The 14,476-nt window shown below is 71.4% G+C and carries 14 protein-coding genes and 1 rRNA gene; 2 read left to right on the top strand and 13 right to left on the bottom strand.

Annotation, left to right across the window (positions count from 1 at the left end; translation table 11 throughout):
- Positions 1–121: 121 nt before the first annotated feature.
- The 8 genes from ACFVX4_RS40315 to ACFVX4_RS40280 all read right to left on the bottom strand — a co-directional run bounded on the left by ACFVX4_RS40315 (position 122) and on the right by ACFVX4_RS40280 (position 8,835).
- Positions 122–1,225, bottom strand: coding sequence for an IS630 family transposase (locus ACFVX4_RS40315; RefSeq protein ID WP_389987946.1), 1,104 nt, complete (start codon positions 1,223–1,225; stop codon positions 122–124).
- Positions 1,226–1,363: 138 nt separating this feature from the next.
- Positions 1,364–2,587: an MFS transporter gene (locus tag ACFVX4_RS40310; protein ID WP_389987943.1), complete on the bottom strand. Its 1,224-nt coding sequence runs from the start codon at positions 2,585–2,587 to the stop codon at positions 1,364–1,366.
- 209 nt (positions 2,588–2,796) lie between these two features.
- Positions 2,797–3,891: a glycosyltransferase family 4 protein gene (locus ACFVX4_RS40305; protein WP_389987940.1), complete on the bottom strand. Its 1,095-nt coding sequence runs from the start codon at positions 3,889–3,891 to the stop codon at positions 2,797–2,799.
- A gap of 187 nt (positions 3,892–4,078) precedes the next feature.
- Positions 4,079–4,843, bottom strand: a complete 765-nt coding sequence (locus ACFVX4_RS40300; RefSeq protein ID WP_389987937.1) for a hypothetical protein — start codon at positions 4,841–4,843, stop codon at positions 4,079–4,081.
- A gap of 76 nt (positions 4,844–4,919) precedes the next feature.
- Positions 4,920–6,647, bottom strand: coding sequence for a DNA repair protein RecN (gene recN, locus ACFVX4_RS40295; RefSeq protein WP_389987949.1), 1,728 nt, complete (start codon positions 6,645–6,647; stop codon positions 4,920–4,922).
- 124 nt (positions 6,648–6,771) lie between these two features.
- Positions 6,772–7,677: an NAD kinase gene (locus ACFVX4_RS40290; RefSeq protein ID WP_072484231.1), complete on the bottom strand. Its 906-nt coding sequence runs from the start codon at positions 7,675–7,677 to the stop codon at positions 6,772–6,774.
- Entirely contained in the window at positions 7,674–8,489 is an 816-nt protein-coding gene (locus ACFVX4_RS40285) for a TlyA family RNA methyltransferase (protein ID WP_389987935.1), read from the bottom strand. The genes ACFVX4_RS40290 and ACFVX4_RS40285 overlap by 4 nt, the downstream gene beginning before the upstream one ends.
- Before the next feature lie 7 nt (positions 8,490–8,496).
- Positions 8,497–8,835 carry a hypothetical protein gene (locus tag ACFVX4_RS40280; protein WP_389987933.1) on the bottom strand — a complete coding sequence of 113 codons (339 nt, stop codon included), beginning with the start codon at positions 8,833–8,835 and terminating at the stop codon, positions 8,497–8,499.
- 43 nt (positions 8,836–8,878) lie between these two features.
- Here ACFVX4_RS40280 and ACFVX4_RS40275 point away from each other — a divergent pair, with 43 nt between their 5' ends.
- Positions 8,879–9,226, top strand: a complete 348-nt coding sequence (locus ACFVX4_RS40275) for a sterol-binding protein (protein WP_389987930.1) — start codon at positions 8,879–8,881, stop codon at positions 9,224–9,226.
- 33 nt (positions 9,227–9,259) lie between these two features.
- Here ACFVX4_RS40275 and ACFVX4_RS40270 read toward each other — a convergent pair whose 3' ends face one another.
- Both ACFVX4_RS40270 and ACFVX4_RS40265 read right to left on the bottom strand, forming a co-directional pair.
- Complete coding sequence (locus ACFVX4_RS40270; RefSeq protein WP_389987927.1) at positions 9,260–10,102, bottom strand: ABC transporter ATP-binding protein; 843 nt, start codon at positions 10,100–10,102, stop codon at positions 9,260–9,262.
- A 111-nt stretch (positions 10,103–10,213) separates the two neighbouring features.
- Entirely contained in the window at positions 10,214–11,242 is a 1,029-nt protein-coding gene (locus tag ACFVX4_RS40265; RefSeq protein WP_389987925.1) for an HAD hydrolase-like protein, read from the bottom strand.
- Positions 11,243–11,313: 71 nt separating this feature from the next.
- Between ACFVX4_RS40265 and ACFVX4_RS40260 the strand changes: the two genes are divergently transcribed.
- Positions 11,314–12,597 carry a DUF1015 domain-containing protein gene (locus tag ACFVX4_RS40260; RefSeq protein WP_389987921.1) on the top strand — a complete coding sequence of 428 codons (1,284 nt, stop codon included), beginning with the start codon at positions 11,314–11,316 and terminating at the stop codon, positions 12,595–12,597.
- A gap of 55 nt (positions 12,598–12,652) precedes the next feature.
- Here ACFVX4_RS40260 and ACFVX4_RS40255 read toward each other — a convergent pair whose 3' ends face one another.
- The 3 genes from ACFVX4_RS40255 to rrf all read right to left on the bottom strand — a co-directional run.
- The gene (locus tag ACFVX4_RS40255; protein WP_389987918.1) at positions 12,653–13,345 is read right to left on the bottom strand and encodes a tetratricopeptide repeat protein; all 693 of its coding nucleotides are present in this window, start codon (positions 13,343–13,345) and stop codon (positions 12,653–12,655) included.
- On the bottom strand, positions 13,345–14,115 hold the full coding sequence (locus tag ACFVX4_RS40250; RefSeq protein WP_389987915.1) for a hypothetical protein: 771 nt from the start codon (positions 14,113–14,115) through the stop codon (positions 13,345–13,347). Before ACFVX4_RS40250 ends, ACFVX4_RS40255 begins: the two co-directional genes overlap by 1 nt.
- A 266-nt stretch (positions 14,116–14,381) precedes the next feature.
- Positions 14,382–14,476: ribosomal RNA gene (rrf, locus tag ACFVX4_RS40245) — 5S ribosomal RNA — on the bottom strand; the annotation flags it as partial.

Here is a 14,476-nt window from a genome sequence, read left to right as displayed (position 1 = left end):
CCGAAATCCAAGCGACCGCCCTACCGCAAGAGCGAACGGACCACCAGTAAACACACAGAGTGACGACAGAAGCTAAAATCGCAAGCTTAGTGGTCGGCTTCGGAAATCCTTCGGGGGTTGATCACGCTGCCGGTGCCACGGAGGATTGGTCGTGGTGATCGGCGGTGTGTCGGTCAAGCCTGGCCAGCAGATCGTCCAGGTCGGAGGTGGTGAACTTCCACTGGAACGGCTGTGCCGTGGCGTTGTAGCGGTCTTCGAATGCTCGGATCCGGTCCCGGACCTGGGCAAGGTCGGTGAAGTCGTTGGGCGAGACGACCTTGCGCTGAACGACGGAGAAGTAGATCTCGACCTGGTTCAGCCAGGAGGCGTGGACGGGTGTGTGGACCATGACCGCATTCGGGAAAGCAGCGGACAGCCGGTCGGTGGCTCTCTTGCCGCGGTGGGAGGAGCCGTTGTCAACGATCCAGAACACGCGCTTGGCGCTGGCGTAGGGCTCTTGGTCCATGACCTGGGTGACCAGGTTCATGAACGGCTCGATGCCGGTGCGCGGTTCGGTGCGGCCGAAGATCTGCGCATGGTGGACGTCGTAGGCGGCGAGGTAGGCCAGGGCTCCGCCGCGGCCGTAGGTGTGGTTGACGCGCATCGCGCGGGCCTGCCCGGGAGCGAGAGTGGGGTGGCAGCGGCAGCGGGCCTGGATGGAGGTCTTCTCATCCGCGCTGATGACGTATTCGTCCGTGCCGAGCGGTTTCCCCTGCCAGGTGCGGGCATACAAGTCCAGCACGCGTTCGGCCTTGGTGCGGAAGCCGGCGTCGGTGATGAAGATCCATGAGCGGTGCTGCCAGGGCTTGAGCGCGTCCCGTGCGAGCCAGCGGCGCACGGTGGAGGCCGACAGGAAGGTTGCGATGCCACGCTTGGCGGCCTCGCGGGCCAGCTCTGGGCAGCTCCAGCGGGACAGCGGCACGCCAGTCTCGGCGGGCAACTGGCAGGCCAGGGCGGTGATCTGAGCTGCCTGCAGTGCAGTGAAGGAGGGTGGGCGGCCGGGGCGCTTGCGGTCCGCCAGGCCGGGCAGCCTCGCTTCAGCGAAGCGGCCCCGCCACGTGCGCACGGTGTCTACATGCACCCCGACCCGCTCTGCGATGCGTGCGTTGGCCAGCCCTTGTGCCGCGTGCAGGACAATCTGCGCGCGTAGGCGCAGCCGGTACTCGGTCTTGTGCCCCCAGGCCATTTTTTCAACCGGTGCCGCTCGCCTGCGGCCAGAGCTATCGGACATGCGGCGGCAACGGGCACGGATACCTCTCGACCGGTGGGCGCGGTCCCACAGAACGGCTCCACAACTCAGTGCAGCGAGCTAGAAGGAAGCGACTCATGCCCTGACGCTTCTGATACTGACAGTGCGAGCGCGGACCACGAACGGCCGGGAGATGACGGTGAGGGCAAGGGAGACCACGGCTGCGGCGGTGATCGCGGTGCCTGGCGTGACGTGTTGGGCGATCCCACCGGCGATCACGGCGCCAATGCCCTGCCATGTCATTCGGCCTGCGGACTCCACGCCCTGGACCTGGCCGCGGACCGGATCGGGGGTCAGAGCGAGAAGCTGCTCCTGCAGGGGCAAGGTGGCGGCGAACCCGGCGCTGGCAATGAACACTGCGGCTGTAGCGACCGGCAGGGGCGGGTGGAACGCGAACAGCAGGTAAGGGGCCGCGAGTAGCAGTCGGAGGGCGAACGCATAGCGGCGTCGCTGGTCTGCGGTGAGCAGTCGTCCGACGGTCAGGTCTCCCAGGAGCATCCCTGCCGATCCGGCGACCAGGAGAGCGCCGGCGTGGTGTAGGTCGTAGGAGATGAACAGCGCCTCGCAGCCGACGATCAGACCGTTGGGAACCCATAGGTTCAGCAGTAGTGCCCGCTGGCCGGAGTGGGAGAAGAGCGCGATGTTCGTGGTCCAGGTCTGACGCAGTCCGGGGCGACGGGTCAGACGGATCGAGTGTTCCCGGACGGTTGCGGCCACCATGATCAACCCGATTCCTGTCAGGGCTGAGGCGACGATGAAGATTGCTTGCGGGCTCAGGTACCGCAACAGCACGGCCCCGATGGCATAGCCGAGCATCGCCATGCCACCCGAGGTGATGTTCATCAGCGAGCGTGCCAACGCGTATGTGGAGGCCGGCACAACCTCGGCGAGCAGCCCCATCCGAGTGCCAGTCCCCAGTGACTGGAAGAATCCCAGCACCAGCAGCAGAGCGAACCGGGCGGCCAACGAAAGCCCTGGGATCGCCTGCGCGGCAACACCCGCGAGCGAGACGCATTGGAGCGCGACGAGGGTCCGGCGAGGATGGCGTCCGTCCGCGACCGACATCAGCGTCAACGCGCCGATCACGGTGGCGAATGTGGCGCCGTACATGCTCACGGCGGTCAGGAACGGGGAGTTGGTCTGCTGGTTGACCAGAGCGCCGAGCGCGAAGCCCGACAAGGTGTTCGCGGCGACCATGAGCGTGAAGCTGGCGTACAGGCCAGTGAACTCGCTGTTGCGGAGCAGAGCACGGTAACTGGCAGGGGCAGGCGTGACGGGAATTGAGGTGTCAGAAGGCATGAAAAAAGCCTCCGGACACGCACTGGGCGCCGCCGAAGGCCAACGCGATGATTTTAGCACCCGTTCCAGACCTGCCCACGACCTGCCGGCATCACTTCGACCACGTCGCGGCCGCAGCCGCTCGACGAAGCGACGTGCATGGTCCCGACTCCTGAGTCAACCCCCGAAGGATTTCCGAAGCCGACCACTTAGAGGCTGGGACGAGCGGCTCACCGCGTCCGTGCCGCCAACGGCTGGGCCAACTCGTCGTACACACTGAGCACTTGGGCGATCGTGTCGTCCTCGGTCGGCCAACTCTCGGCCTGCGCGAGCCCGGCGGCCGCCATTTCCTCGCGCCGCCGCGGATCCCCGAGCAGCCGGGCCACCACCCGCGCGAGCGCCTCCGCGTTCCCGTACGGCACGAGTTCCGCCGCGTCCCCCACGAGTTCGGGCACCCCGCCGACCGCGGTGGCGACCAACGGGACGCCGAGCCACAACGCTTCCTGGGCCAGCACCGAACGCGCCTCCCAGCTGCTGGACAGCACGGCCAGATCCGCCGCGGCGAGCAGTTCGGCGCGGTCGTCGCGGCTGCCGATGAGCCGGACGGGCAGTTCCTCGTTCCTGATCCGGCGCTGCAGCGCGGACCGCTCCCGCCCCTCGCCCACGAGGAGCAGGAGCGGTGCGGGGTCGAGGTCCCGCCACAGCCGCGAGGCGTCGAGCAGTGCGCCGTATCCGTGATGCGGTACGAGGCTCCCGCAGGAGATGATCAACGGCCGTTCCACCAGCCCCAGTTCGGCCCGCGCCTTGCCGGCGTGGGCGGCGGTGGGCAGACGGGGTACGGGGGCGGAGACCGGCGCGAGACGTGCGTCGCGCGCTCCTCGGTGCCGCGCCCGGTCGACCAGGTCCGATGTGGTGCCGAGCACAACTGCCGCCGCACGGGCGGCCCTTCGCTCCATCAGCCGGATCAGCCGGCTGCGGGCCCCTTCGGCGTGGGCGCGGGCGTGCCAGGTGACGACCAGCGGAACACGCCTGCCGCCGAGCGCGAGGGCGGCGCGTACGGCGGCGTGCGATCCGTGCGCGTGGACGACGTCCGCCGTCATGCAGGCGGTGCGCAGGGCGGCGACGGAGGCCGGGTCGCTGCGCCGCGGCACGGGCACGAAACGGGCCCCCGTACCGGAGTAGTCGTAGGCGTGGTCCAGTTCTGCCGGGGCGCAGACGGTGACGTGCACGCCTCTCGCCACCAGTCCCGCGGCCAGCGAGCCGACGTGGGTACTGCTGCCCGCGCTGCCGCCGCCCAGGACTTGGACCGTACGCAACTGTGACACGTTGAATGGCTCCCGGGGCTCCCGAGTCGGCGGTGATTGCACCGTCAAGGATGCCAGTCCGTACGCACGTTCCGGCACAGTCGGGCCGTCGTTGCGGCCCGTACAACAACAACCGGACGCGACCTACCACTCGCACGGGTGAGAAACCGGCGCATTGTTGTCCGGCCCGCCCCCGCGGCTTCCTCCGTCAGCGCTCCGACAGCATCCGGGCCAGCCGGCTGATCCGGTCCCCGTACACCGCCGCCGCGACCAGTGCGGCGGCATGCGCGACGAGTCCGGCCCGGCCGCGGCCCGCGACGATCGCGACACCGAGTGCGGCCCCCAGGGCATGGACCCCGGTGTCCCCGAGCATGGTCCGCTCCCCCAGGTCGTCGGCGACGAGCGCGGCCACGGCACTCATCGGCGCGGCGGCGAGCCCGCCCTGCGGCAGGCCGGGGGCGCCGAGGGCCAGCACGGTGGCGGCGGCCACCGCGGGCCGCACGTCCGTCAGATTGACGAGATGGGCGGTTCCGGCGATCACGACCGCGGCGAGCGCCCGGTCGACGGGCCGCTCCTTGAGCAGCGTGCCGGCCACGAGCCCGGCGGCCCCGATTCCGAAGAGCTTCACCGCGCCGCTGGTCACCTCGCCGCCCCGCAGCGCACCCAGGTGGGCCCGGAACCCGCGGCGGGGATCGTCCGCACCGACGAGGTCGTCGTACGCGCCGCAACCGCCGGCCGCCAGCACGGCGAGCGTGGCGGCGCACCGGGTACGGGCCGGCAGCGGGAGGACGACCGCTCCGGCCGCGGTACCGAGGACGGCGGCCGGACCCGCGTACAGATCGACGGTACGGCCCGCGTAGTTGGTGCGCTGCCGGTCGGGGCGCGGCCTGGCCCGCAGCGCCCGGTACACACCTCCCGCGACGGCGGCGGCGACGGCACCGGACATCACCGACCTGCGCAATGCTGCTCCCATGCGCGCCAGACTACGCAGCGGCCCGCCGGGGCCGCCCGGCGGGCCGTTCCCGTGGTCGGGCCGGAGCCCGCGCCCGCTACCCGTCCGACCGCGCCGCGGCCAGCAGTTCCTCCGCGTGGGCCCGCGCCGTCTGGGAGTCCTCCTGGCCCGCGAGCATCCGGGACAGCTCCCGCACCCGGTCCTCGCCCTCCAGGACGGTGACCCCACTGCTGGTCACCGACCCGTCGACGGTCTTCTCGACCAGCAGCTGCCGGTCCGCGAAGGCCGCCACCTGCGGCAGGTGTGTGACGACGACGACCTGGGCGGACCTGGCGAGCTTCGCGAGCCGCCGCCCGACCTCGACCGCGGCCTTGCCGCCGACGCCCGCGTCGACCTCGTCGAAGAGGTACGTGGGTACGGGGTCGGCGCCCGCGAAGACCACCTCGACGGCGAGCATCACCCGGGACAGCTCACCGCCCGAGGCCCCCTTGGCGATCGGCCGCGGCTGGGCGCCGGGGTGCGGGGCCAGCAGCAGCTCGACCTCGTCGGCGCCGGACGGCCCGTAGACCACGCTCCGCCCGTCGATCTCGATGCCGGACGCCTCGTCGGCCGCCTCGGTCTGCCGGATGTCGAAGGAGACCCGGGCGTGCGGCATGGCAAGCGAGGCCAGCTCCGCGGTCACCGCTTCGGCGAAGAGCGCGGCCGCCCGGTTGCGCGCGTCGGTCAACGCCTGGCCGAGGCCGGAGAGTTCGGCCCGCAGCGCGTCGCGTTCGACGGTCAGCTCGCCGATCCGGTCGTCGTCGCCCTCCAGCTCGGTGAGCCGGGCGGCGCCCTCCTGGGCCCAGGCGAGCACGGCGCCGATGTCCTCGCCGTACTTCCGGGTGAGCGCGGTGAGCGCGGCGCGCCGCTCCTCCACCACGGCGAGCCGCAGCGGGTCGGCGTCCAAGTGGTCGGCGTATCCGGCCAGTTCGCCCGCCACGTCGGAGAGCAGGATCGAGATCTCGCCGATCCGGTCGGCGAGCGCCGCCAGTGCCGGATCGTGGGCGCGCACGGCGTCCAGGGACCGTCCGGCGGCCGCCACCACGGTCGTCGCGTCGATGCCCTCAGGGTCCTCCGGATTGCCCGCGAGCGCGGTGTGCGCGAGGGCCGCGGCGGAGGCCAGCGCCTCCGCGTGGCCGAGCCGCTCTGCCTCGGCGGCGAGGTCGGCGTCCTCACCGGCCAGGGGTTCGACCGCGGCGATCTCGCCCAGCCCGAAGCGCAGCAGATCGGCTTCCTGGGCGCGTTCACGGGCCCGCGTCGTCAGCTCGTCGAGCTCCGTGACGACGGCCCGCAGCCGCCGGTGGGCCGCCGCGTACGCGGCGTGCGGCACGGCGACGCCGTCGCCCGCGTAGCGGTCGAGCGCCTGCCGCTGCCGGGCGGGCTTGAGCAGCCCCTGCTGGTCGGTCTGGCCGTGCACGGCGACGAGTTCGTCGGCGAGTTCGGCGAGCACCCCGACGGGCACGGACCGGCCGCCGAGATGCGCCCGGGAGCGCCCCTCCGCGGAGACGGTACGACTGATCAGCAGCGCGCCGTCCTCGATCTCGGCCCCGGCCTCCTCGGCCCGCAGGGCGACGGTGTCGCCGTCGGACACCGTGATCCGCCCCTCGACGACGGCAGCCTTGGACCCGATCCGTACCAGGGCGGGGTCGGCGCGCCCGCCGAGCAGCAGCCCGAGGCTGGTGACGACCATGGTCTTGCCCGCGCCGGTCTCACCCGTCACCGCGGTGAAACCGGGTGACAGCTCCACCACCGCGTCGTCGATGACTCCGAGCGACCGTATCCGCATCTCCTCCAACACGGACACGACCTTACGAGGTCCTGACCCCGATGTGCGACGGACCCCGCCCCCGGGGCCACTCTCCCGGGTATGCGCAAAGCATTCGCAACACCTCCGGGGGAATGTCCGCCGGTCAGTGCGGTGCGCCCCGCCACCCCGAGACCGGCAGGGCGAATTTCGCGACCAGCCGGTCCGTGAACGAGGCGTGGTGCAGCCGCGCCAGCCGTACGGGCACCGCGCCGCGCCGCACCTCGACCCGGGCTCCCGCGGGCAGTTCCACGGTCCTGCGCCCGTCGCACCACAGCACCCCGTGCGGGGTGTGCTGCTGGACCTCGACGGCGAGCACGGACGTCGGGGAGGTCACCAGCGGTTTGGCGAACAGCGCGTGGGCGCTGATCGGCACCATCAACAGCGCCTCGACCTCGGGCCAGACGACGGGACCGCCCGCCGAGAAGGCGTAGGCGGTCGATCCGGTCGGGGTCGCGCAGACGATCCCGTCGCAGCCGAAGCCGGTCACGGGACGGCCGTCGATCTCCAGGACGACCTCCAGCATCCGCTCGGGCGACACCTTCTGCACGGCCGCTTCGTTGAGCGCCCAGTCCGTGTGGACGATGTCGCCGTTGCTGTGCACGAGGACGTCGAGCGTCATGCGTTCCTCGACCTGGTAGGCCCGGGTGACGACCCGGTCGACGACCTTGTCCAGGTCGTCCCGCTCGGCCTCGGCGAGAAAACCGACCCGGCCGAGGTTGACGCCGAGCATCGGCACCCCGGAGGCGCGGGAGAACTCGGCGCCGCGCAACAGCGTCCCGTCCCCGCCGAGCACGATCAGCAGTTCACAGCCGTCCACGGCCTTGGGCGTGGTGTCCGTGACCGTCTCGACGGACGGCGGCAGCGGCAGATCGGCCGCCTCGGTGGCCAGCACCCGGACGCCGAGGCCGCTGCGCAGCAGCCCCTGTACGACCAGTTCGGCGCTGCGGATCGCGGCCGGACGGCCGGTGTGCGCCAGAAGAAAGACAGTTCGTGCCGCATTCGTCGTCAACGAGGCCCCTCCGCCACTGCACGGTCGACATCTGCGGGATCAAGCTCAGGTGCTCCTGCCCGCAGCCAGAGAAAGTACTCGACATTTCCCGCGGGCCCCGGCAGCGGGCTCGCCGTCACCCCCCGTACCCCGAGCCCCAGCGCCCAGGCCCGGCGCGCCACCTCCCGTACCGCTTCGGCCCGCAGCTCGGGGCTGCGCACCACACCGCCGCTGCCCAGCCGCTCCTTGCCGACCTCGAACTGCGGCTTGACCATGAGGACCAGATCCGCGTCGGGGGCGGTGCAGCGCGCCAGGGCGGGCAGGACCAGACCCAGCGGGATGAACGACAGGTCGCCTACCACCAGGTCCACCGACTGTCCGTCGATCGCCTCCAGCGTCAACTCCCGTACGTTGGTACGGTCCTTGACGGTGACGCGCTCATCGGACTGGAGCGACCAGGCGAGCTGGCCGTAGCCGACGTCGACGGCGACGACATGACCGGCGCCGGCCCGCAGGAGCACATCGGTGAAGCCACCGGTCGACGCCCCGGCGTCCAGGGCCCGCCGGCCCTCGACCTCCAGCCCCAGGGGCACGAAGGCGGCGAGGGCGCCCGCGAGCTTGTGCCCGCCGCGCGAGACGTACCCGGGGTCGCTGTCGTCCTCGGTCACGACGACGGCGGCGCTGGTCTCGACCTGGGTGGCGGGTTTGGTCGCGGTGTTCCCGCCGACGGTCACCCGCCCGGCGGCGATCAGCTGGCTCGCGTGCTCGCGCGAGCGTGCGAGCTTGCGGTGGACCAGCTCGGCGTCGAGGCGGCGACGTGCCACTCTTGCCACGTTCGGTTCAGCTCCTGTTGTTGTGCGGGGGCATCGGTGCGGGTACCGGTGCGGGTGCGGGCCTGGCGTCCAGCGCGGTCAGCGTTTCGCGCAGCCCGCGGTGTACATCCTCATACACCTCGATGTGTCCGTCCGCCGGGAGGTGGTCCGCATCGGCGAGACGCTCCAGCTCCGCGTCCACCCCGGCGTTGCCGGTGGGGGTGCGCGCGACGCCGAGGGGCGCGGGCGCGGCAGGGTCGAGCGGGGCCCCGGCGGCCGGGGCCGCACCCCCGCCGGACGGGTCCTCCGCCTCGCTCCCGGGCACTGTTCCGGCTATCGTCCCCGGTTCCGGCATCGAGTCGCTCATGCGGGAAACGCTACCGCGAAGGGCTGCGGTACCGTCGATCACAATGGCGACCATGGCGGAGTGCCGCAGCGCACTCGACAGACTTTCCGACAGCCTCGCGGGGGCCGGCGGCGACGTGCGCAGCGCGGCTGCCCTCGACCGCTCGCTGAGCTGCCACATCAAGGACCTCGACATCACCTTCACCGGCCGGCTGACCGATGGCCGGATCCAGGTCCTGGACACGGTCGAAGGACCGCCCCGTGAGAAGGCCGAGATCCGGCTCGCGATGATCGGCGACGACCTGGTGGCCATGGTGGACGGCGACCTGAATTTCGCCAAGGCATGGGGTTCGGGCCGGGTCCGCCTGGAGGCCGGCTTCCGCGACCTGCTGAGACTCAGGTCGCTGCTGTAGGCGGGACGGACCGGCCTTGCGCCGAGCGCCGCGTCAGCCCCCGGCCGACGCCCCGGCGGACGCCTTGCCCCGCGCGCCCGCCCCGTCGCCGCGCGGCTTGCGCGCGGCCGGTACCACCAGCGGGGTCCCGGTCTCCGGATCGTCGATGACCTGACAGCGCAGCCCGAAGACCCGCTCCACCAGTTCCGCGGTGACGACCTCGCCCGGTGACCCCTCGGCGATCACCTCGCCCTCCCGCATCGCGATGAGGTGGGTGGCGTACCGCGCGGCATGATTCAGATCGTGCAGGACGGCCACCAGGGTGCGCCCCTGCGTCTCGTGCAGCTCCGCACAGAGGTCGAGCACGTCGATCTGGTGCTGGATGTCGAGGTACGTCGTCGGCTCGTCGAGCAGCAGCAACGGCGTCTGCTGGGCGAGCGCCATGGCGATCCAGACACGCTGCCGCTGTCCGCCGGACAATTCATCGACATACCGATCGGCGAGCGCACCGACTCCGGTCGCCGCCATCGATTCCTCGACAATGCGTTCGTCGTCCGGCGACCACTGGCGCAGCAGCCCCTGGTGCGGGTACCGGCCACGCCCGACGAGGTCGGCGACGGTGATGCCGTCCGGCGCGATGGAGGACTGCGGCAGCAGCCCCAGCGTCCTGGCGACCTTCTTCGCCGGCATCCCGTGGATCGTCTGCCCGTCCAGGAGCACCCGCCCGCTGTCCGGCTTCAGCATCCGCGAGAGCGCGCGCAACAGAGTCGACTTGCCACAGGCGTTGGGGCCGACGATCACCGTGAACGAGTTGTCGGGAATCTCGACCGAGAGATTCTCCGCGATGACCCGCCGGTCGTAGCCGAGGGTCACCGAGTCCGCGGTGAGGCGCTGCATGGTCGTACTCCCGGAGTCGGAGGTGATCGGGTGCGGGACGACGACACACCGAGCAGGACAAAGTTAGGTTAGCCTACCCTCCTCTTTACGGTTCCTGCCGGGAGCCCCCCGCTACAGCCCCAGCCTGGCGACCGCCTTGCCGGCATCCAGCCCGCACGAACCGTCCCCGGCGTACGACCAGGCCGCCCCGCAGAGCGCCCGCAGCCCGTCGAGTACGTCCCCGTCCCCCTCCAGCACCAGCTCGCCCCCGCGCACCGAAGCCGCCCAGCCCCCGCACACGAAGCCGTCGCTGCTCTCGGCCACCTCGGGCTGTCCGGTCAGCAGCCCCCGCAGATCCGCGTCCACATACGTCGGCCGGTGCTTCGGCACGGCGGCCACCAGCTGCGCCGCGTCCGTCACCCCGGTGAGCACCAGCAGGGAGTCCACGCCGCCGTTGAACGCGCCCTCGATGTCCGTGTCCAGCCGGTCGCCGACCACCAGCGGACGCTCGGCCCCGGTCCGCAGCACCGTTTCCCGGTGCATCGGCGGCAGCGGCTTCCCGGCGACCTGCGGCTCGGCCCCGGTGGCAATCCGGACGACTTCCACCGCCGCACCGTTCCCCGGTGCGATTCCCCGGGCACTCGGAATCGTCAGATCCGTGTTGGACGCGAACCACGGCACCCCGCGCGCGATCGCGTACGCGGCCTCGGCGAACCGCCCCCAGGCCATGTCGGGTCCGCCGTATCCCTGAGCCACCGCCACCGGCTCGTCGTCCGCCGATTCCACCGGCACCAGACCGCGCTCCCGCAGCGCGACCCGCAGCCCCTCGCCGCCCACCACCAGCACCCGGGCCCCGGCGGGCAGCTGGTCGGCCATCAGCCGGGCGACCGCCTGCGCCGAGGTGATCACATCGGCGGGCTCCGCCGGAACGCCGAGTTCGGTCAGGTGCCCGGCCACCGCGGCCGGCGTCCGCAGGGCGTTGTTGGTCACGTACGCCAGGTGCATCCCGCCGTCCCGCGCCGCCCCCAGCGAGTCGACGGCGTGGACGATCGCGTGGCCGCCCGCGTACACCACCCCGTCGAGATCGAGCAGCGCCGTGTCGTACGCCTCGTTCAACGCGGTGCTGCTGCCGCTGGGCCTGGTCCTGCTCGCCTGACTCATTCTTTGCGCTCCTCGTTCCATGCTTCTGTCCCGATCATCGCGCATCCCGGCCGCGCACATACGATGCAGAAATGAAGACATCAGGCCGGGCCGGCCAGGGACTGCGTCTGATCCCGTTCCGTGGACTGCGATACGTCCCCGAGCGGGTCGGCAGTCTTGCCGCGGTGACCTCACCGCCGTACGACGTCGTCGTACGGCCCGACGGGCTGCACCACCTGGAGTCGGCGGACCCGCACAACATCGTCCGGCTGATACTGCCGCAGGCGGACACGGCCGCGGCCCGCCACGAGCAGGCGGCGCAGACCCTGAACCGCTGGCTGGCCGAAGGCGTCCTCGCACCGGACAGCGAGCCCGCTCTGTACGTCTACGAGCAGCGCAACGCCGAGATCCTGCAACGCGGCATTGTCGGGGCCCTGGCCCTCTCCGCCCCCGGGGACGGCATCGTCCTGCCGCACGAGGACGTGATGGCCCATGTCGTCGAGGACCGGGCCGACCTGATGCGCACCACCGCCGCCCACTTCGAACCACTGCTGCTCACCTACCGCAGCGACGGCGACGGCGACGGCCCGGGAGCGACCGCCGTCATCGAGCGGACCACGGAACGCCCACCGCTGCTCGCCACCACCACCGAGGACGGCTACCGTCACCGGCTCTGGGCGGTCACCGACCCGGCCGACCGCGCCGAGATCGAGACCGATCTCGCCCACCACCAGGCCCTGATCGCCGACGGCCACCACCGCTGGGCCACCTACCTCCGCCTCCAACAGGAGCACACCACTCCGGGCCCCTGGGACTTCGGCCTGGTCCTGCTCGTCGACACGGCCCGGTATCCGCTCCGGGTCCGCGCCATACACCGGCTGCTGCACCGTCTCCCGGTCGCAGACGCACTCGCAGCGGTGAAGGGCCTCTTCCGCATCCGCGACCTGGACGGGCCGCTCCCCCGGGCCCTGGACGCACTCGCCGAGGCGGCCGCCGAGGGCAACGCGTTCCTGCTCGCCGGCGACGGCGGCTTCCATCTCATCGACCGCCCCGACCCCGGACTGCTGTCCCGCACGATCCCCGCCGACCGCCCGACCGCCTGGCAGACCCTCGACGCGACGGTCCTGCACGCGGCCCTGCTCGACCACGTCTGGAAGATCCCGGACGCCCCGGAACACATCGCGTACATCCACGACACCGCAGCCGCCGTCGAACAGGCCGAGCGTCACAACGCGACGGCGGTCCTGATGCATCCGGTACGCGAGGAAGTCGTCCGGGACCTCGCCCGGCAGGGCGTCACCATGCCCCGCAAGTCGACCTCCTTCGGCCCCAAGCCGGCCACCGGCCTGGTCCTGCGAAGCCTCGACCTCGACTGAGCGCAGGCAGCAAAAAAGGGCGGCACCCCCGGGGGGTGCCGCCCTTCTTCACGCCTTACGCCTCAGGCGTACGGTCCTTGTCCTCGTCTCCGTCCGTACGGTTGTCGTCCCCGTCCTCGTCCTCGTCCTCCTCGAGGGCATCGACGAACTCGACACCGTCCATCTCGGCCAGCCGGTCGGACGCATCGGTGGAGCCGTCCTTGTCGGCCTCCAGCGCCTTCCCGAACCACTCACGCGCCTCGTCCTCACGCCCGGCCGCCAACAGCGCGTCGGCGTACGCGTAGCGCAGACGGGCCGTCCACGGGTGCACGGCGTTCGACGCGAGCTCGGAACTCTGCAGCGTGACGATGGCCGCATCGAGCTGCCCCATGTCCCGACGAGCCCCGGCAGCCACCAGACGCATCTCGACCTGCCCGGCCTTGTCGAGCTTCTGCACCTCGGGCTCGCCGGCCATGGCCATCGCCCGCTCGGGCCGCCCGAGCCCGCGCTCGCAGTCGGCCATGACGGGCCACAGCTCCACGGACCCGGTCATCCGCTTGGCGGCCCGGAACTCCGCCAGCGCCTCCGAGTACTTTTGCGTGGCGTACGCGGCAAACCCGGCAGCCTCACGCACCGCAGCGACCCGCGAGGCCAGCCGGAGCGCGATCCGCGAATACGCGTACGCCTGCTCCGGGTCCTCGTCGATCAGCCGGGCCACCATGACAAGGTTGCGCGAGACATCCTCGGCCAGGGTCTTCGGCAGGCTCATCAGCTCCTGCCGCACATCCTTGTCGATCTCGTCACCGGTGACGTCCTCGGGAATCGGAAGCCGCTTGATGGGCTCACGGTCCCGGTCGTCCCGCCGCTCGTACCCACCACGGTCGTCTCGCCCGCGGTAGCCACCCGAAGGACGCCCACCACGATCGTCCCGCTGCCCGCGGTACCCACCGCCACTGCGGCTGTCGTCCCGACGGAAGCCACCACCGGAGCCGCCGCCACGGCTGTCATCGCGACGGAACCCATCGCCACTGCGGCTGTCGTCGTCACGGCGGGGGCCACGCGGCCGGTCATCACGCCGCTCGAACCCGCCCGAAGGACGCCCACCACGCTCATCGTCCCGACGCGGCCCACGGTCGCGGTCGCGGTCGTCCCGACGGAACCCACCACCGGAACCGCCACCACGGCTGTCATCGCGACGGAAGCCGCCGCCGGAGCCGCCGCCACGGCTGTCATCGCGACGGAACCCACCGCCACTGCGGCTGTCGTCGTCACGGCGGGGGCCACGCGGCCGGTCATCACGCCGCTCGAACCCGCCCGAAGGACGCCCACCACGGTCGTCATCACGCCGCTCGAACCCGCCCGAAGGACGCCCACCACGGTCGTCATCACGACGCGGCCCACGGTCGCGGTCGCGGTCGTCCCGACGGAAGCCACCACCGGAACCGCCACCACGGCTGTCGTCCCGACGCGGTCCCCGGTCACGGTCGTCGCGGCGGAAGCCACCGCCACCGCTTCCACCGGTGGGCCGGCTGTCGTCACGCCGGTAGCCACCGCGGTCGTTGTCCCTGCGCGGTCCGCCGGAGCGGTCATCGCGACGGCCGCTGAAGCCGCCTCGGTCACCACCGTCCCGGCGACGCGGCTCGCGCTCCGAACGATCGTCGGGAGAGTTGGTGGACATCGGCGTGACTCCTTCATCGGGTACTACAAGACATTCTGGCGCAGCCGGACATCCGACGCGCTTCGACAAAAACAAAAGGACCCTTGGTCCCAGCGTGAACGCTGGGACCAAGGGTCCTTGAAAGATTGTTCGGCGGCGTCCTACTCTCCCACAGGGTCCCCCCTGCAGTACCATCGGCGCTGAAAGGCTTAGCTTCCGGGTTCGGAATGTAACCGGGCGTTT

This window comes from Streptomyces sp. NPDC058240, from assembly GCF_042882135.1.
GTDB lineage: Bacteria > Actinomycetota > Actinomycetes > Streptomycetales > Streptomycetaceae > Streptomyces.
Note: the sequence above shows the minus strand (reverse complement) of the source record. Positions and strands in the feature narration are given on the sequence as shown.